Below are 19,109 nucleotides of genomic sequence, written 5' to 3'. Positions count from 1 at the left end.
CTGCACAAAATCAAGTTTGTGCTTAAGTCCTTTGTTAGCAACCTCACAGATAATCGTTATCATCTGCTGCTGCTAGTACCTTCTTAACTACAGATTTGAGCTTAATATGAATAAATTACTTACCATCGGTATTCCTACATTTAATCGTGCCCAGCTTTTAGATAAACAACTTACTTGGTTAGCTAAAGCTATTAAAGGGTTTGAGTCTGAGTGCGAAATATTTATTTCTGATAACTGTTCTACAGATAATACCCAAGAAGTAATTAAAAAATGGCAGATAATCCTTAGTAATGTTACATTTACATCAAATAAAAATAGTGAAAATATAGGCGTAATGGGTAATATCGCTTGTTGCCTAAAAGCTGCAACTAGCGAATATGTTTGGACAATTGGTGATGATGATCCAATTCAGGAAAAAACCCTAAATTATGTGTTAACAACACTAAAAAAATATTCAGATTTAGCACTAATGTTTTTAAACTTCTCTGGTCGCCAGAAACGAACAGGTCAACTTGTTGTAGAACGCTGGTTGAATAGTGATAATGACGAGCCAAGAGTTGACGGAAAAGCTGTATTTCAAGGTTATCTGAACGAAAATTTTGGTGGTGTACTTTTTATATCAGCAGCAATTTATCGAACAGATTTAGTGCAACGGGCTGTACAAAAATGGCCATCTGCTACTAGTAATTGGGCATCTCAAGCATATTGGACTGGGTTTTGCGCTGCTTATGGAAGTGTGATTGTTACTAAAGATATTTATTTAGAATGTACTATGGGCGCTAGTCTTTTGGATCTTGATCCAACATGGAACTTCAGAATGCGATATGCTTACATACCTGAAGTTTATATAAAACTATTAAGGGTAGGATATCCTCAGAAATTTTGTCAGGAAATGATTTGGCAAAATTTCCAACAAAAAACTGACTGGAAAATCTTATTAGGTGCTTTAAAACGTTGGCCTTTCTTGACAATAAAGATATTTATTCCTTACCTCCGTTTGCTAAGTATATCAGCTTGGGCAATTCTTTTTCCACCCAAGCAGCTAGAAAATAGTACAGCACGGCTTAAATCCACCTAGCATCTCAATTAACAAGACTTGGCACAAAATACCCTAAAGGTAGGTAAACTTCCACCACAGTCTACTAGGCGATAATTTAGTATGTTAATTGTCAAGAAATTTATTGTTAATCCCAATTATTGACAATGACTACTCATATACGAATTTAATTAATTACTATTTATTCCCATGCAAAAATTACTGACCATTGCTATACCGACTTATAATCGTGCTGAGTTACTTAATAAACAGTTAGCATGGTTGGCTCAAGCTATCAAAGCTTTTGAAGATGAATGTGAAATTTTAGTTTCTGATAATTGTTCAACAGACAATACTCAGGAGGTGATCCAAAAATGGCAACTAACACTCAGCAATATTACATTTAAATCAAATAAAAACTCTAAAAATTTAGGCGTAGTCAAAAATATTATGTATTGCCTAAATTCTACTACAACAAAATATGTTTGGACAATCGGTGATGATGACCCAATTCAAGATAAAGCCATTGCTTATGTCATTAATAAACTCAGACAACATGAAAATTTATCATTATTGTTCCTTAACTTTTCCGGTCGGAACCAGATTACTGGAGAACCAGTCCATCCACCAAAAATTGTTGGTAATCGCTGGTTTGATATTGATAGTGAAGGTGGTGATGGTGATGGTAAAGCCATATTTGAACATTGTTTTTCAAAAAGTGTTGGTGCAGTAATTTTTCTGACTGCTACAGTCTACCGCACTGACTTAGTAAAACGCGCTCTCAAAAATTGGCCAGACGCTGAGAATAACTGGATATCTTTAGCATATTTAGCCGGATATTGTGCTGCTAATGGCATTGTAATTGTCACTAAAGAGATTTATTTAGAATGTGTTGTTGGTGTGAGTTATTGGCAGAAAGAACCAAAGTCTGCACTGTTAATGCAATACAAACACATCCCCGAAGTGATTTTGAAATTAGAGCAGAGTGGATATTCTAAGAAGTTTTGTCGGCGGATGCTTTTGCAGAACGGCAAAGAAGTCAACTTGAAAGTTTTCTTGGGTGCTTTAAGAAGATGGCCGATGTCCGCTATCAAAACAGTAGTTCCATTTTTAGCTTTAGTCAGCTTGTGTGCTTTGGACGTGATGGTTTCTAAAGAGTTTAGGTTAGCAGAATCAAGTGAAATATCTACTCAAGAAGTGCAAAGCTATAAGCCATAAACTACTAAATTACTGATAAATATACATCGAAACTAGAAGGAATGTACGACATGTTTAGTGTAATTAAACGCAAAATAGCTACACTGTCTTCTGACTTTGAATATTACGTAGCCCGTTGGAAGCATAGCAAAAATCTGCCAGCATTGGAAAGAAGCGATCGCCATATCCTTAATGCTCTCAATAAAGATGGCGTTTGCGTTACAACACTGGCAGATTTAGGGTTAAACTCTAGCTCAGAACTGCTCAAAGCTGCTTCTCATCAATTGTCTCAGATGGAAAATCTAAACAACGACCATCTAGAGCAAAAGTTGCCACAAATTTACACAGTTACAGGTTTACCAGAATTTTATGCCTGGGGGATCGAGAAAAGGCTGATAAACATCATCGAAAATTATATTGGTCTTCCCATTGCTTTTCATGGTGTACATTTACGCAAAGATTTTAATAATAAACATCAGTTTGGAACGCTACTATGGCATAGTGATGCAGAAGACCGCCGGATTATCAAAATCTTTATTTACTTGAATGATGTAGAAGAAAAAACTGGGCCTTTTGAATACATTCCCCGCTCTTTAACTCCCTTATTTAGTTGGAATTATTTTCAGCTTTACTACAAACTTTGGAAGTCAGGCTATATGGGTATCGATGATGAAGAAGTAAAACCAGTCATCCCCAAATCTGCTTGGAAATCTTGCCCAGGCCCAGCAGGTACAGTCATTATTGTAGATACGAAAAACGCTTTGCATCACGGCACAGTCCGCACAGAAGACCGGTCAGCACTATTCTTTTGTTACACCGCTAACCCTCCCGAAAGACCAGACCTCTGCACCCAATACTGGGATGATACTTATCCTAGAGCAGAATTACGTTCTTCATCAGATGCAGTTAAAATTCCGACTTAGTACCCTTTCATAAAAGGAAAGGATGTTTTAAAAGTACTTTTAGATCCCCCTGGCTACCGTGTACACACAAGTCGAATTGGTAATCAAATGGACGAAAAAGAACGGAAAATTATTTTTAACCCTTTTGATTTTCTGTGAGAACTCTATCAATAAACTGACGCTAATGATAATCAGTTTGCTCAACTCAAAACTTTGCCAATATACGGCTTGTATCTTACCAGGCAAGGATTTTAGTACTTGTGTGTACACTGTAGCCTTTGGGGGATATTGATATTTTCCAAAATCCTCTAAGGTGCGTTACGTTCCTAACGACCCCTACAAAATTGTAGGTGATTAAATTCACATTCATTACTGTTATCTTCTGGTGCAAATACTAAGCAGTTAGCAAGCATTTTCTGTAATCAACATTAAGGAATCATATGATTTTCACTGAAACCGCACTCAAAGATGCACTCATTATTGATTTAGAAGAAAAACCAGACCACCGTGGTTTTTTTGCTCGCTCTTTCTGCGCTCAAGAATTTGAAGCACATGGCTTAAAGCCAACAGTTGCCCAATGTAACCTGTCTTTTAACTACAAAAAAGGCACTATTCGGGGAATGCACTATCAAGTTCTACCAGCAGCAGAAACGAAATTAATTCGCTGTACTAAAGGCGCTATCTATGACGTAATTATTGATATGCGTCCTGAATCTCCTAGCTTTTTATCACACATTGGTGTAGAACTAACTCCAGAAAACCGCCGCGCTTTGTATGTTCCAGAAATGTTTGCTCACGGCTATCAAGCACTCACAGATGAGACTGAAGTCGTATATCAAGTAAGTGAATTTTACACGCCAGGGTATGAGAGAGGTTTACGCTATGACGACCCATTCTTTAATATTGATTGGCCTCTAGATGTAACTGAAATATCTGAGAAAGATTTAAGTTGGCCTTTGTTGAGAATGATGACTGTTGGCGGTACAACTTCAAGATAAATATAGCAATATTGAAAAATTCGTGAAATTACTTTTTTAACTAAGTTAAAAGTACGTAAATAGTGTAACTTAAACAAAAAACTATTTCATGAGTGAATTAGGATTGATGTATATAGAACTGTAAGTGCTAATTAACATCTGAGATATTAACTTAATCAAATTGGGTAGAAATAAATGCCAAATAGTATTCTATCTCGTGTCGGTGATACTATCTCTTTTGTCTCCAAAAAAATCCAAACTCGGATCAACTATGCCAAGACCTTACAAGTTGTTTCACTGAAGCCCAAACAGCCTTCCAAAGGAAATGTACTTCTTTCTTATCGGATTGAGCCATTCCTGATAAAACCAGGTCAGCCTATCCCCAATGACCAGAGTTGGAACTGGGAATGTCTACTAATCGCACAAACTTTTTTAGACATGGGCTATAACGTTGATGTTATCCAGTTCCATAATGATAAATTCGTTCCTGAAAAACACTACGCATTTTTCATTGATATCCGTCATCGTCTAGAAGCACTTGCACCAAAACTGAATAAAGATTGTATCAAGATTTTCCACGTTGACATTGCTAATATGGTGTTTCGCAATGCAGCTGAATGCAATAGACTTCTAGAACTCCAACAGCGTCGAGGAATTACCTTACGTCCACAGCGATTTGAAACGCCTAACTTGGGAATTGAATATGCGGATTACGCTACCATATTGGGCAACAATTTCACAGTTGATACATTCAAATATGCCAACAAAGCAATGTATCGTATTCCGATTTCTTCGTCACTCGTTTATCCCTCTCCTGACGAGAAAGACTTTGAAGCGGTAAGAAAGCGTTTTCTGTGGTTTGGTGGTAGTGCTTTAGTTCTCAAAGGATTAGACTTAGTTTTAGATGCCTTTGCCCAAATGCCGGAATACCATTTAACAGTTTGTGGGCCGGTAAGTAATGACAAAGAATTTGAGCAAGCTTTCTATAAAGAACTGTATGAAACACCTAACATTCATACTTATGGTTGGATTGATGTTAGCAGTCCTGAATTTTTAAAGATTACAAATAATTGTTTGGGACTTGTTTATCCTTCCGTTTCTGAAGGACAGGCAGGAGCAGTTATAACTAGCTTACAAGCTGGGTTAATTCCGATTTTAAGTTACGAATCTGGTGTAGATGTTCACGATTTTGGTGTGATTTTTGATAACCTTTCCCTTGAAGAAATTAAGGCGAAAGTTAGAAGTATTTCCAATTTGCCTGTAGAAGACCTAAAGCTGATGTCTCGTCAGGCATGGGAATATGCAAGAACAAATCATACTAAAGAAAAGTTTGCTCAAGCCTACAAAAATGCTGTGGAGCAAATTATCGAAAATCACAGCCAGAAAAAACAGACTGATTCCGTAGCATCTAGCAAACAGCTAGTTAGTACCTAGTTCTGGTGATTAGAAATCGCAAAACCATACAAACTGCGTCTGTCGGCGTGGACTGATGAAAATTAATAAGGGCAAAATCCCCTTGTTAAAATTCGCGCAGGTGGGTTTTGCCTGTACAGCCATGATTTATAGTCGCTTGGTGCAAGCTAATCCTAATTCCCATGAAAATGTACTTAATATTTAGCTGTAACAAATTATTAAGTGCAAATTTATAGAGAATTTGTATCACAACCAACAGTTCCAAAAAGGAGTTTAGTTCATGATTATTATCGATCGCGCCTTACAAGCCCGTGCAGCAGCAGGAAATCCCATCAAAGTGGGAATGATTGGTGCTGGTTTTATGGGTCGAGGAATTGCCAACCAAATTGTCAATTCAGTGCCAGGAATGGAGTTAGTTGCTATCTCCAATCGTCAGATTGATGCAGCTAAACAAGCTTATTCGGAAGCCGGAATTGAGGATATTCAAGTTGTTGCAACTGTCAGCGAATTAGAAGATGCGATCGCTAACGGTAAGTATGCAGTCACAGAAGACGCTAAATTACTGTGTCGGGCCCAGGGCATCGAGGCCATAATCGAAGTCACAGGTGCAGTGGAATTTGGCGCTCACATCGTCATGGAAGCGATCGCCCATTGCAAACATGTGATTATGATGAATGCCGAACTCGACGGCACCATTGGCCCCATCCTGAAAGTGTATGCCGACAAAGCAGGTGTCATCCTCAGCGCTTGTGATGGCGATCAGCCAGGGGTACAAATGAACCTTTACCGCTTTGTGAAAAGCATTGGTTTAACTCCCTTATTATGCGGTAACATTAAAGGACTCCAAGACCCCTATCGCAATCCCACCACCCAGGAAGGATTTGCTAAACGTTGGGGTCAAAAGCCTCACATGGTGGCTAGCTTCGCCGACGGAACCAAAATTTCCTTTGAGCAAGCGATCGTTGCTAATGCCACAGGCATGAAAGTTGCTAAACGGGGAATGTTGGGATATGACTTCAACGGTTATGTCGATGAAATGGCCCAGATATATGATGTTGAACAACTCAAGGAACTGGGCGGTATTGTCGATTATGTAGTTGGAGCAAAACCTGGCCCAGGCGTGTATGTATTTGCCACTCACGATGACCCCAAACAACGCCACTATCTCAACTTATACAAATTAGGCGAAGGCCCTCTTTACAGCTTCTATACTCCTTATCACCTCTGTCATTTTGAAGTTCCCCTGTCCGTAGCGCGCGCTGTCCTATTCGGTGATGCCGTTATGTCTCCACTCGCAGGACCGCTAGTAGATGTTGTCACCACTGCCAAAATTGACCTGAAAGCAGGAGAAACCCTAGATGGCATCGGTTACTACATGACCTACGGACAATGTGAAAATTCCCCCATCGTTCAACAGCAAAATCTCTTACCAATTGGTTTAGCCGAAGGATGTCGCCTGAAACGAGATATTACTAAGGATCAAGTCCTCACATACGAGGATGTAGAATTGCCTGAAGGCAGACTCTGCGACCAATTAAGAACTGAGCAAAACACTTATTTCGCCACAGAAAAAATCTTAGTAGCAGTTGGGTAATATCGGTTCCAAAAATATTCACAACAAATTAATTGGCTGTAGGGGCGTACAGCTGTACGTCCCTAGCAACGTATTTGTAACAAGAATTTCGTGAAGAGGATAGGAAATTATACTGCTGAACATTAGCCACTTTTCACACCATGTGGAACCTAACCCCCTAGCCCCCAACCTTACAAGGGTTGGGGGAAATTCAAAGCCCTCCCCTTTTAGGGAAGAGGAATGAAAGCGAGGTCTTCGCTATACCGTGAAAAGGAAGCTGAACACTAAAGTTGTTGATAGTAACTTGCTGGGGAGCGTTGAAACAAACCTGATCGAAACTTTAGGTCAAATTCATGAAAATTGCTCTAGTCCATGATTATTTAACCCAGCGAGGTGGGGCAGAGCGTGTGTTTGAACTGCTTTGTAAGCGCTATCCCGAAGCAGATATTTTCACATCTCTATACGATCCACAAAAAACTATTGATCTAGGCGATCGCATAGTCAACACAACTTTCTTACAAAAGATTCCCTATGCAGCAAAATATTTCAGGTCAATGGCTCCTCTATACTTTCCTGCATTTCGTGCCCTGAATCTGCAAGACTACGATCTAATTATTAGCAGTAGCACTAGCTTCGCTAAAGCAGTGCAAAAAAATCCCAATGCCCGCCACATTTGCTTTTGCCATAACGTCACCCGTTTCTTATGGGATACAGCAACTTATTTAAGAGAATACGGAGACTATAGATATTTTGCTCCTTTAATCGAACAAGTATTTCAAGTAATGAGAAAGGTAGACCTGAAATATGCACAGGAACCTGACCTTTACATTGCTAATTCTAGTGTTGTTGCCCGCCGGATAAAAAATGTTTATGGCAAACAGGCAATAATGGTTAACTATCCAATTGATACTAGTAAATTTCTTTTTTCAGATATAAAAGATGAATATTATCTGGCCTCAGCCCGGATGATCAGCTATAAGCGTCTTGATATAATAGTCGAAGCTTTTAATTGGCTGGGGTGGCGGTTATTAATATCAGGTGACGGGCCAGAACAAGCACGATTAAAATCCAAAGCATTACAAAATATTGTGTTCTTGGGACACGTAAGTGATAGAACCCGCAAAGACTTGTTTTCCAAAGCCAAGTCTATTATTGTCGCAGCCCTAGAAGACTACGGATTAGTTCCAGTGGAGGCTAATGCTAGTGGCACACCAGTCATCGCCTACGGAGCCGGTGGAGTATTAGATACTCAAATACCAGGTGAAACAGGAGTCTTTTTCAAAAGACAAACACCCGAATCTCTACAAATTGCATTATTAGAAGCCAATGGCATTTCTTGGAATTACGATCGCATCCGTAATCATGCAGTAGCAAACTTTTCAGAGAATGCCTTCTTTAATAAAGTTGAGCAAATTATTAACCAAACTTGTGGTAAGCATCAATTATTCATTTAATTTTTGAATCTATTCCCACTATAAGATTACCTATTTATTTTCTCTCTCGTCTTTGGCGGTTTGTTAAAAAATAGGTATTCTTCGGAGTATCTCTTAGCCTAAGTCTTGTTGGTGTAGCCTTTCGTAGAAAAGACAAGGATAATAAAAGTGGTTCAAAGTAGTCTAAATCCTCATATAACTCCAGCTTCTGAAACTGAACCAAGTTACGGACAAATGTTTGCCGTATTTGTACGAAGATTTCCTTGGTTCTTAGCAGTATTAATTAGTTGTATTGCTCTTGCGGGTCTGGTAACTTTTAAGACAAAACCAACTTATAAAAGTTCGATGCAACTGCTAGTAGAACCTAACTATCAAGGTAAGACAGAAGGAGCAGGGTTAGACAACCAGTTTACCGACTCTAATGTTGTGATAGATACTGCAACTCAGCTTAACCTGATGCAAAGTTCAGGACTCATCCAAAAAGCAGTTGATAAACTTCAGTCTAATTATCCCGATATAACTTCAGCAGAAATTAAAGCTTCTTTGGTCTTAACTCAAATAAGGAGCAAAGAAGATAATGTCGCTACTAAAATCTTTCAAGTTGAATACACTGCTGGAGATCCAGAAAAAACACAAAAAGTTCTAAGTGCAATTCGACAAGTTTATGTGGAATATAACAAAGAACAACAGAATTCGCGTTTACAAAAAGGTCTGCAAATTATCAGGGAACAGTTAAGTAAAGCCAGTGAAGAAGTAAACGCGGCTGAGACAAATCTACAAAGATTTCGGAGAAATCAGAACTTAATTGATCCAGAGTCACAGGCCAAAGCTATTGAGACGGCTTTGAACAATATTGCCCAAGAGCGACAGACAACTCGTTCTCAGTATGGGGAAGCTTTGGCACGCCAAAAATCTTTGGAAGAACAACTTAACCGTTCTCCCCAAAATGCTCTAGTTGCTTCCCGCCTGAGTCAGTCTACTCGCTATCAAGGCTTACTGAACGAAATCCAAAAAACAGAACTGGCATTAGCACAAGAACGCTTACGTTTTACAGATCAGACTCCGAGTGTGCAAAAGTTCAAAGAACAGCTTCAAAGCCAGAAGGAATTATTGCAACAAGAAGTAGGAAGGACTTTAGGCCCAAAATCTGCTGGTGCATTCAGTTCTGGAGACTCTCTCCTCGAAAAAGGACAGCTCGGTGAAATTGATCTCAGCCTTGCTGGTCAGCTAGTGGAAACACAGACCAATATAGTTGCTTTAACTGCTCGCGATCAAACTTTGGCCCAGAAAGAAAATGAGCTGCGTTTAGAAATCAAACGCTTCCCGCCTCTGTTGGCTTATTACAATCGGATGCTACCCCAATTGCAATTTAGTCGTGAAAGGTTAGAGCAGCTTTTAAGAGCAGAGCAGCAATTACGGCAAGAACTTTCCAAGGGTGGATTTAATTGGGAAGTGGTAGAAGATCCTCAAAAAGGCGCACAATTAGGCCCCAATCTCCAACAGAACTTGCTATTAGGTGCTGTCGTTGGGTTTATGTTAGGAGGCATTGCTGCCTTTATTCGGGAATCGGCTGATGATGCAGTTCACACCACTGCTGAGTTAGAAAAGCAAATGGCCATGCCGTTGTTGGGAACAACTCCCAAGTTACCGCCAGCCAAACCCAGAGAATCAATGATCAAGTTGCCTTTTGGTAAGCCAGAAGTTCTCGCCCCCTGGACAATTCAGGTATTGCAATCTCCACCGCGTTGGGAATCGCTGGATCTGATTTACAAGAATATTGAACTTTTAAATACTGTTACTAACTTGAAATCTTTGATGATTACCTCGGCTTTAGCCGATGAGGGTAAATCAGCTTTGGCCTTGGGTCTGGCAATGAGTGCTGCCCGTTTACACAAAAGGGTGTTACTGATTGATGCCAACTTACGTGATCCCAGCCTGCACCAACAACTGAATCTTCCTAATGAACAGGGGCTTTCAACTCTATTGGCTAGTGATGCAACTTTACCCAACCAGATTAGTTTTCAATACTCAGGTTCCGCCTACATCGATATTTTGACCGCTGGCCCCAAACCTACTGACCCAGCTAATCTGTTAAGTTCCCCTCGGATGATGCAATTAATGGCAGCATTTGAGGAAAACTATGATTTGGTACTCATAGATGCTCCCCCAGTTCTCGGTTTAGTGGATGCCATGCTTACCGCATCATCTTGTCGTAGCGTGGTCATGGTGGCAAGCATTGGTATTGTGACGCGAAGTCAGCTTACTCAAGCGACAGCTATGTTAAGTAAGTTAAATCTGATTGGGGTTGTAGCTAATGGAGTATCAAACTCTAGCAGTAATTACGTACCCTATATCAAACAACAACAATTAGCCCTGCGTCAAGCTGTAGAAAAGTAGCTAGTATGGCTACGATAGATCCCCAGATCCCCGACTTCTTAGAGAAGTCAGGGATCTAATTAGTTTAAATACAACACGGGGTAGGGTGGCACAACTGTGCTACCCTACTTTTTGATGAACAAAATTTAATTTTGATGCGATCAGGAAAATTCCAGTATATTTATACTATCTTTATGAGTTTTCAGAGAAATCACTGGCTCTTTAAAGAGTAAATAAAGAATTTATTTGAGCGATCGCTATTTCTATATAGTCTTATATTCTAGAGATTAAAGCACCTTCATAAAGGCTAGAAGACAAGAGTGGACTGGTTTTGTTAAATATCTCGCTCCAATCAACACCTCAGTGCAATTAAACGTAAATATAGATTCATGGGTAATTTCCCTCTACATTTCTCTACTGTCAGTAGTTACCGGAAAATATCGATTGCCCATGAATATTGATAGTAACGTTGATTACTACACCTTTACACCAGCAGAATTCTGCACGATATGTGCTTGGCTGAGTGGCAAATAGCAATAACATATTTTTGCCCTCAATTATCTCCAACTTTTTTGACTTACAACAAGATTCGGATTTGGGTCTTTGGCATCAATAGCCTTTGATAACGCCTCAGCAATTCACTCCTGTATAAACCCAAAGACATATGACAACTTCAATAATTCCAACTCTAGAAAATTTATATGATGTAACCCAGGAACACCAAGAGAATCGTGGGTACTGCACACTCCAGTGGCGGCGGGGTAAGCTGTTGGTGAAGCCGCCTGGACGAGTTAAACAACCATATCTGCCTTCATTAGATAGTAAGCGATCGCTAGTAGAATGCTTACAACATTCTCCTGTAAGTTTGGTAAGCATAGATCCAAAGCTGGGTGAGGCTTTGCTCAGGTTTTGGGCAGATGCATGTGAAGAAGCTAAAAAACCAATATTCCTAAGCATATCTGCTGGCAATAAAGTGCCTAAGCAACCCTTGAGGCAATTGCAACGACTAATCGATTGGATTGCTGCTTTGGTGTTGTTGCTATTAGTAAGTCCAGTCATGTTGGGATTGATTGTGTTAATCCAGGTTTACTCACCAGGATCACTTTTTTGCCGTGAGTGGAGTGTTGGAGAACGGGGTAAACTCTTTCGGGCGATGAGGTTTTGCACATACAACATCACACCGCTAGGGCGTTGGATGGGTAAATCCAGTCTGGACAATCTGCCCCTGTTATTTAACGTGCTACGGGGTGACATGAGTTTGATCGGATCTCGTTGTTGGACTTTAGAAGATGCAGTACAGCTAAATAAACTACCAGAAGTTACAGCTTCATGGGAAGTAGAAGCACAGCCCCACTTGTTACATCTGGATAGCCAAACACTTTGAGAATTCAGAAGTCATAATTCTGACTCCTAACTCCTGAATTCTTTGTGAAACTACAGAAAATCAGGCTTAGTAAGACTTGGGGCAAAATTTTTTTGTTCTATGCAACCTCACAGATAATCGGTACTACATACCAAATTATTGTTAGAAAAATCCATGCATTTCCAACTTCCTCAACAACTTCGTAGTCTGTTCAAAGCTAGCAGCTTTTGGCAGGACAACTATTTGATATTGCAAGAATTTAAACACTTTCGCAAAATTGCAACTTTAGCTCTGATATTCTCTATTTTGGCAGCAACTTTTGAAGGTGTTAGTATTGGTTTTTTACTTTCCTTTTTGCAAAGCTTAACTAGTCCCAATGCTCAACCTGTCCAGACAGGAATACACTGGTTTGATATTTGGATTTTGGGAGCCAAGACATCGGCAATTAATCGTCTGTACCGCGTATCTCTGTTAATTTTATTGAGTACTTGGTTACGTGCAACCTTTAATTACTTTTCCCAAGTTTACACTGAATTATCTCAATTACATCTTGCCGATCGTTTACGTAAACAAATTTTTGAACAGTTGCAATCCTTGTCACTAAGTTACTTTGCCAAAACTCGTTCTGGTGAACTAATTAACACAATTACCACAGAAATTGAAAAAATCAGACAGGGTTTTAGTGGCACAGCCTTTTTAGTAACTAGAGGATTAACAACCTTTGTTTACTTAATATCAATGTTTTTGATATCATGGCAACTGACCCTGATTTCGGCATTACTATTTACACTTTTAGGTGTAGGTTTGTCTAATCTGAACGCTAGAGTCAGAGAATCAAGTTTTGGCATGACAACTGCTAATGCTAATTTTACATCAACAGCCATAGAATTTATTAATGGCATTCGCACTGTTCACTCCTGTGGTACTCAAGAATTTGAACGTCAGCGTTACTACAAAGCTAGCGACAAAGTAATAAGTAGTACAACTAAAGTTGTATTCACCTGGACACTTGTTAAGCCAATTGCCGAAGGCGTAGCGACTACCGTATTGATCGGAATGATTATTTTGGCGTTCACTAGCCTTGTTACCAATGGAACCCTACAAGTTGCTTCTTTGCTAACCTTTTTCTTTGTGCTATTTCGCTTTATCCCGTTTGTTCAAGATATTAATGGTACGAGAGCATATCTCAGCACTTTACATGGCTCGGCAGACAATATTAAAAATATGTTGAAAAGTGATGATAAATATTACTTTAAAAATGGCAAACTTGAGTTTAAAGGGTTAAAAAGGTCAATAGATTTAGTATCTGTAGATTTTGGCTACGATGATGATAATCTAGTGCTACATAATATTACCCTTACTCTTGAAAAGGGAAAAATGACAGCATTAGTCGGAGCATCTGGTGCTGGTAAAACAACCCTTGCTGATTTAATTCCCCGATTTTATAATGCTACAGATGGATATCTTTACATTGATGAAATTGATGTGCGGCAGTTTGAAATTCACTCGCTACGTCGGAAAATAGCTGTCGTCAGTCAGGATACTTTTATCTTCAATACTAATGTTTGGCAGAATATTTCTTACGGGACTCCAGAAGCCACTAATGATGAAATTCAAGAAGCTGCTAGACTAGCGAATGCACTAGAATTTATTTTGGAAATGCCCGAAGGTTTTAACACCCAGCTTGGAGATAGAGGTGTTAGATTATCTGGAGGACAAAGGCAGCGAATTGCTATTGCGCGTGCTTTACTGCGAAACCCAGAAATTTTGATTTTGGATGAAGCAACTAGTGCTTTAGATTCTGTATCTGAGCGCTTAATTCAAGATTCATTAGAAAAGCTATCTGTTGGGAAAACAGTAATTGCGATCGCTCACCGTCTTTCTACCATTTCTAAAGCAGATAAAGTTGTAGTTTTAGAACAGGGACGGATAGTAGAGCAAGGTAAGTATCAAGAACTCTTGGAACTCAAAGGTAAGCTTTGGAAATATCATCAAATGCAGTATGAAGTAAGGCAATCAGATTAGAAATAATATCAAATTACCAAAATACTTGCAACATATAAATCGGCTGTATATCCCTACAGCCGTAAGCCCCTACCTGTATATGTCAGTAATTTGGTGAGATTACATTGCAAAAAAAATAGTATTATCATACTCATTATCTCTAAAAATAATTTATTAAAAATTATTATAAATAGTGCTATAGCAATATTTATAGGACTTACGCAAAAATCGCCCAAAAGCTTAATTTGTCGAACCGCCAAGACGCCAAGAACGCCAAGAATTCGTAGAGTGTGCGTAAGTCCTAATTTAAATAAGTCGTCAAAATCTCCGATTCATCTCTCTGCTGCTAATTTATTTTTATAAATGATTTAGGACTGCTATATATACTGAACATAAACGAAAAATATGTACCAGAAAATATTTGACAAAAACCTGATTTATCAATGCTCCAATTTTGAAGTAGGTGGGGGCGGAGGTGTCGAAACTTATTTAGCTTCTCTGTTTGAACATCGACCACCTGATATTAGCGATCGCGTGATAAAATCGCTAAAGAATGTTGATCAAAGCCAGTTTAAACTGCTGCATATCCACAGCCCAGATTTACTCTTGCAGCTTACAGGCGAATGTCCTACCGTCTTCAGTGTTCATAATCACTCATTCTACTGTCCTAGTGGCACAAAGTATTTAGCAGGACAGCACACAGTCTGCGATCGCAATTTCTCTTACTTAGGATGTACCTGGGGTAAACTAATAGATAAATGTGGTAGCCGTAGACCTTTAAGAACTGTTAGAGAACTTCAAAAAACTCAGAATTTTTTAGATGTATTAAAAAAGGTAAAAATTACTTTTATCGCTAATAGCGAATATGTACGACAAGAGTTGATTCAAAACGGTGTACCGCCTGAACAAACTGTAACACTACACTGTGGTATATCCGTACCAAAAACAGCAACTACACCTCTGAGTTTAGAAGTCCACCAAAATCATAGAATTTTGTTTGTGGGACGGATTGTTTCTGATAAAGGTCTGGAATGGTTACTCAAAACTTTAATACATACAGATCCACAAATTAAACTTGATATTGCAGGTGAAGGATGGGAACGACCACAGTTAGAAAAGTTAGCAAACACACTCAGATTAAGTAACCGAATTACTTGGCATGGGTGGTGCAATCCTGACAAAATAAATAAACTTTATCAACAGTCTTTTGCAGTCATATTTCCTAGTGTCTGGCCTGAACCTGCCGGTCTTGTAACTCTGGAAGCTTATGCTAATTATCGACCTGTAATTGGTAGTGCAGTCGGAGGTATTCCAGAACATTTACGAGATGGAGAAACGGGTATTATTGTTCCAGGTAATAATATAAAAAAGCTGGCTGATGCCATTCATGAGTTGTATACAGATTATCAAAAAAGCCGATATATGGGCGAACAAGGTCATGCTTTATTGATGAAGGAATTTACAATGCATACTCATATAAATAATCTGCGAAAAATTTATGCAAAAACAATAGCTGAATTTTCTTCTCAAGAGGAAAAAATATATAGCATCTCTCAAGCTAAATAACATTATTTTAGTAAAAAGTTCAAGTGTACATCTTTCATTTCTGAAAGATAAATATGAAGTAAAAAAATATGTCATTGCATCAAGAAAACCAACAACCTTTAGTCAGCATTGTTATCCCCACCTATAATCGACCAGAATATTTGAAGCAAGCGATCGCTAGTGCTATTAAACAGACTTATCAAAATATTGAAATCATTGTTTCTGATAATTGTAGTCCAGAAAATCCTCAAGCTATTGCCGCATCTTTTGGCGACTCACGCATCAGATTTTGGCGGCATCAGCAAAATGTGGGTATGTTAGCTAATCAGCAGCATGGTTTCAAAATGGCGCGAGGTAAATATGTTGCTAGCCTTCATGACGATGACATCTGGAATGAAGACTTTTTAGCAAAGCTTGTACCAATACTAGAAGCAAATTCCGAGTTAATTATCGCTTTTTGCGACCAATATATTATAGATGCTAATGGCAAAGTTAATCATGTCGGAACTGAAGAAAACACACGTGGTTACAAGCGAGATAAGTTAACACAAGGGATTCATCAACCTTTCTATAAAATTGGGTTAATAGATAAAAGTATACCCACTGCGGCAGCTTGTGTGATTCGCAATAATTTTGTGGATTGGGATAGTATTCCCCCAGAAGTTGGCGGCATGTGGGATTTATATTTAACTTACCTCTGTTGTGTATCTGGTTGTGGAGCTTACTACTATCCAGAAAAGCTGACGCGATATCGTGCCCATGAGCAAACTGATACCATGCTCAGTGGTAGTCGAGATGTGCAGGCAAAAATCCGCAAAGCTAAAAGCGAAATATTTTGTTATCAAGTGTTTATGGAAGATACTCGTTTACAGCAATTTAGGACGTATTTTCAACATAAATGGTTAGAAGCTAATACAACTTTGGGAATTGGTCTGCTACGAAGTGAACAGATAGCAGCAGCACGTCCTTATTTTTGGCAGGTATTGAAAAAACAAAAATTTAATGCTAGAACTCTTGCCGCACTTACTCTTAGTTTTTCTCCACAAATTTTAGCAAGTAAGTTAATGAAAATATCGAAATACTAAAGCAATCGCATCTAAATTTTGGAGTTTATTTTTTAACGAACCACAGAGACGCAGAGGACACTGAGAAAATCAAAATAAGATTATTTTAAACTCTTTATTTACACTTTTGCGTGAGTTTATCTTACTCAGGAACATAGTTGATGAAACTTTGTATTGTTACTCATAAAATCAAAAAAGGTGATGGTCAGGGACGGGTAAACTATGAGGTTGCTAATGAAGCAATTCGTCGTGGTCATCACCTGACATTATTAGCTAGTGAAGTCGCACCAGAACTAGAAAACAATAGCCAAGTTAATTGGATTAAAATTCCAGTCAAAGGCTATCCCACAGAGTTTGTACGTAATTTCATATTTGCCAAAAAAAGTGCAGATTGGTTACGTCAACATCGCTCTAACATTGATTTAGTTAAAATCAATGGAGCAATTAATATGGCTGCGGCTGATGTAAATGCTGTACATTTTGTCCACAGTTCATGGTTGCGATCGCCTGTTCATATTTCCCGCAATCGCCGAGATTTATATGGTTTTTACCAATGGCTGTTTACGGCTTTCAATGCCCGTTGGGAAAAACAGGCTTTTCAAAAAGCGCAGGTTGTTGTAGCGGTATCAGAAAAGGTAGCCCAGGAATTAGTCAACATTGGTGTGCCCCGTTCTCGGATTCGCGTAATTGTTAATGGCGTTGACTTAGAAGAATTTGCCCCAGGCCAAAGCAATCGCCTAAAGTTAGGTTTACCGGAGAATGTCACCCTAGCACTGTTCGCTGGAGATATCCGCACACCCAGAAAGAACTTAGATACAATACTGCACGCCTTGGTGAAAGTTCCCAATTTACATCTGGCGGTGGTAGGACATATCGAAGGTAGCCCCTTCCCGCAGTTAGCGGCATCCTTGGGGTTAAGCGATCGCGTGCATTTTGTGGGATATCGCCGTGATATCCCCGAAATTATGCGAGCAGTAGATTTATTTGTTTTTCCTTCCCGATACGAAGCTTGCAGCCTCGTATTGTTAGAAGCACTTTCTTCAGGACTGCCAGTAATTACTGCCACAGCCACCGGGGGCGGAGAGTTGGTGACACCAGAATGTGGCATCGTCTTATCCGACTCAGATGATATTAATGCTTTGGCTGGGGCGTTGATGTCCTTGGTGAGCGATCGCGCCCTTATACAACAGATGGGCAAAGCTGCTCGCTCTGTGGCAGAACAACATAGCTGGACTACTATGGCACAAACTTATGTGGATCTATTTGAGGAGTTAAGCAAGAATGCGGAACACCGTTCTCATACCGACTTATCGCCGTCCACAAGACCTCTCACGCTGCCTTTTGGCGCTACAGGAGCAAATTAAACCCGTTGATCAGGTGATAGTGGTTGTCCGCGATACGGATGCAGAAACTTGGCAATTCCTTGCCCAATACAAAGCGCACAACTTGCCACTGCATACCGTGAAAGTGACACAATCGGGGGTAGTAGCAGCCCTCAACGCCGGACTAGCAGCAGTGGAGGGCGATATTGTTTCCATTACTGATGATGATGCTGCACCCCACCCGGATTGGTTAGAGCGCATCGCCGCTTACTTTACCTGTGATAGTTGCCTCGGCGGTCTGGGAGGGCGTGATTGGATATACCACGGCAGCAAATTAGAAGACGAATCCCGCTTAATAGTCGGACAGTTGCAATGGTTTGGGCGAGTGATTGGCAACCATCATCTGGGAGTGGGAGAACCCCGCGAAGTCGATATTCTCAAGGGCGTAAACATGAGTTTTCGTACCCAGGCAATCGGGCAATTGCGCTTTGATGAGCGGATGCGTGGGACAGGAGCGCAGGTACATTTTGAAATGGCATTCACTCTGGCATTAAAGCGGGCTGGTTGGAAGATAATTTATGATCCTAACGTTGCTGTAGATCACTATCCGGCACAACGTTTTGATGAAGATCAGCGAAATAACTTTAATGAAATTGCCTTTATTAATTTAGTCCATAATGAAACTTTAGTTTTACTAGAGCATCTGTCATTTATCCGCCGGATTGTATTTTTGTTCTGGGCAGTATTCGTGGGTACATGCGATAGTTTGGGCTTTGTACAATGGCTAAGATTTTTGCCTAGCCAAGGGCAGTTGGCGGGGAAAAAATTGCTGGCATCCTGGCGTGGGCGTTGGCAAGGATATAAACAATTCAAAATTCAAAATTCGTAATTCAAAATGAATACT

15 protein-coding genes are annotated in these 19,109 nt (G+C 39.6%); all 15 read left to right on the top strand.

The window, feature by feature from the left end:
- Positions 1-106 precede the first annotated feature (106 nt).
- The 15 genes from V7K35_RS18070 to V7K35_RS18000 all read left to right on the top strand — a co-directional run bounded on the left by V7K35_RS18070 (position 107) and on the right by V7K35_RS18000 (position 19,094).
- Positions 107-1,078: a glycosyltransferase family 2 protein gene (locus tag V7K35_RS18070; protein ID WP_335080583.1), complete on the top strand. Its 972-nt coding sequence runs from the start codon at positions 107-109 to the stop codon at positions 1,076-1,078.
- Positions 1,079-1,246: 168 nt separating this feature from the next.
- Positions 1,247-2,254 carry a glycosyltransferase family 2 protein gene (locus tag V7K35_RS18065; RefSeq protein WP_335080582.1) on the top strand — a complete coding sequence of 336 codons (1,008 nt, stop codon included), beginning with the start codon at positions 1,247-1,249 and terminating at the stop codon, positions 2,252-2,254.
- 50 nt (positions 2,255-2,304) lie between these two features.
- Entirely contained in the window at positions 2,305-3,156 is an 852-nt protein-coding gene (locus tag V7K35_RS18060; protein WP_335080581.1) for a phytanoyl-CoA dioxygenase, read from the top strand.
- Between the two features lie 419 nt (positions 3,157-3,575).
- Entirely contained in the window at positions 3,576-4,133 is a 558-nt protein-coding gene (gene rfbC / locus V7K35_RS18055) for a dTDP-4-dehydrorhamnose 3,5-epimerase (RefSeq protein WP_335080580.1), read from the top strand.
- A gap of 174 nt (positions 4,134-4,307) precedes the next feature.
- Entirely contained in the window at positions 4,308-5,546 is a 1,239-nt protein-coding gene (locus V7K35_RS18050) for a glycosyltransferase (protein ID WP_335080579.1), read from the top strand.
- Positions 5,547-5,805: 259 nt separating this feature from the next.
- Positions 5,806-7,119, top strand: a complete 1,314-nt coding sequence (locus V7K35_RS18045; RefSeq protein ID WP_335080578.1) for an NAD(P)H-dependent oxidoreductase — start codon at positions 5,806-5,808, stop codon at positions 7,117-7,119.
- 332 nt (positions 7,120-7,451) lie between these two features.
- On the top strand, positions 7,452-8,552 hold the full coding sequence (locus tag V7K35_RS18040) for a glycosyltransferase (protein ID WP_335080577.1): 1,101 nt from the start codon (positions 7,452-7,454) through the stop codon (positions 8,550-8,552).
- 147 nt (positions 8,553-8,699) lie between these two features.
- The gene (locus V7K35_RS18035) at positions 8,700-10,928 is read left to right on the top strand and encodes a GumC family protein (RefSeq protein ID WP_334795916.1); all 2,229 of its coding nucleotides are present in this window, start codon (positions 8,700-8,702) and stop codon (positions 10,926-10,928) included.
- Positions 10,929-11,270: 342 nt separating this feature from the next.
- Positions 11,271-11,441 carry a hypothetical protein gene (locus V7K35_RS18030; RefSeq protein WP_335080576.1) on the top strand — a complete coding sequence of 57 codons (171 nt, stop codon included), beginning with the start codon at positions 11,271-11,273 and terminating at the stop codon, positions 11,439-11,441.
- A gap of 130 nt (positions 11,442-11,571) precedes the next feature.
- Positions 11,572-12,291, top strand: a complete 720-nt coding sequence (gene hepC, locus V7K35_RS18025) for a heterocyst development glycosyltransferase HepC (protein WP_335080575.1) — start codon at positions 11,572-11,574, stop codon at positions 12,289-12,291.
- Positions 12,292-12,444: 153 nt separating this feature from the next.
- Positions 12,445-14,295, top strand: a complete 1,851-nt coding sequence (gene hepA, locus V7K35_RS18020) for a heterocyst formation ABC transporter subunit HepA (RefSeq protein ID WP_335080574.1) — start codon at positions 12,445-12,447, stop codon at positions 14,293-14,295.
- 384 nt (positions 14,296-14,679) lie between these two features.
- The gene (locus V7K35_RS18015) at positions 14,680-15,840 is read left to right on the top strand and encodes a glycosyltransferase family 4 protein (protein WP_335080573.1); all 1,161 of its coding nucleotides are present in this window, start codon (positions 14,680-14,682) and stop codon (positions 15,838-15,840) included.
- A gap of 68 nt (positions 15,841-15,908) precedes the next feature.
- Positions 15,909-16,904, top strand: coding sequence for a glycosyltransferase family 2 protein (locus V7K35_RS18010; protein ID WP_335080572.1), 996 nt, complete (start codon positions 15,909-15,911; stop codon positions 16,902-16,904).
- 140 nt (positions 16,905-17,044) lie between these two features.
- Positions 17,045-18,247, top strand: a complete 1,203-nt coding sequence (locus V7K35_RS18005; RefSeq protein ID WP_335080571.1) for a glycosyltransferase family 4 protein — start codon at positions 17,045-17,047, stop codon at positions 18,245-18,247.
- Positions 18,165-19,094 (top strand): glycosyltransferase family 2 protein, encoded by a 930-nt coding sequence (locus V7K35_RS18000; protein ID WP_335080570.1) that lies wholly within the window; start codon positions 18,165-18,167, stop codon positions 19,092-19,094. Before V7K35_RS18005 ends, V7K35_RS18000 begins: the two co-directional genes overlap by 83 nt.
- Positions 19,095-19,109: the final 15 nt, after the last annotated feature.

It is taken from the genome of Nostoc sp. (assembly GCF_036917275.1).
Lineage (GTDB): Bacteria > Cyanobacteriota > Cyanobacteriia > Cyanobacteriales > Nostocaceae > Nostoc.
Note: the sequence above shows the minus strand (reverse complement) of the source record. Positions and strands in the feature narration are given on the sequence as shown.

What these genes read in the sequence shown, in the direction of transcription:
- hepA (WP_335080574.1), top strand. Translation starts at nt 12,445, where the DNA reads ATGCATTTCCAACTTCCTCAACAACTTCGTAGTCTGTTCAAAGCTAGC.
- hepC (WP_335080575.1), top strand. Translation starts at nt 11,572, where the DNA reads ATGACAACTTCAATAATTCCAACTCTAGAAAATTTATATGATGTAACC.
- V7K35_RS18000 (WP_335080570.1), top strand. Translation starts at nt 18,165, where the DNA reads ATGCGGAACACCGTTCTCATACCGACTTATCGCCGTCCACAAGACCTC.
- V7K35_RS18005 (WP_335080571.1), top strand. Translation starts at nt 17,045, where the DNA reads ATGAAACTTTGTATTGTTACTCATAAAATCAAAAAAGGTGATGGTCAG.
- V7K35_RS18070 (WP_335080583.1), top strand. Translation starts at nt 107, where the DNA reads ATGAATAAATTACTTACCATCGGTATTCCTACATTTAATCGTGCCCAG.
- V7K35_RS18050 (WP_335080579.1), top strand. Translation starts at nt 4,308, where the DNA reads ATGCCAAATAGTATTCTATCTCGTGTCGGTGATACTATCTCTTTTGTC.
- V7K35_RS18065 (WP_335080582.1), top strand. Translation starts at nt 1,247, where the DNA reads ATGCAAAAATTACTGACCATTGCTATACCGACTTATAATCGTGCTGAG.
- rfbC (WP_335080580.1), top strand. Translation starts at nt 3,576, where the DNA reads ATGATTTTCACTGAAACCGCACTCAAAGATGCACTCATTATTGATTTA.
- V7K35_RS18015 (WP_335080573.1), top strand. Translation starts at nt 14,680, where the DNA reads ATGTACCAGAAAATATTTGACAAAAACCTGATTTATCAATGCTCCAAT.
- V7K35_RS18040 (WP_335080577.1), top strand. Translation starts at nt 7,452, where the DNA reads ATGAAAATTGCTCTAGTCCATGATTATTTAACCCAGCGAGGTGGGGCA.
- V7K35_RS18060 (WP_335080581.1), top strand. Translation starts at nt 2,305, where the DNA reads ATGTTTAGTGTAATTAAACGCAAAATAGCTACACTGTCTTCTGACTTT.
- V7K35_RS18010 (WP_335080572.1), top strand. Translation starts at nt 15,909, where the DNA reads ATGTCATTGCATCAAGAAAACCAACAACCTTTAGTCAGCATTGTTATC.
- V7K35_RS18045 (WP_335080578.1), top strand. Translation starts at nt 5,806, where the DNA reads ATGATTATTATCGATCGCGCCTTACAAGCCCGTGCAGCAGCAGGAAAT.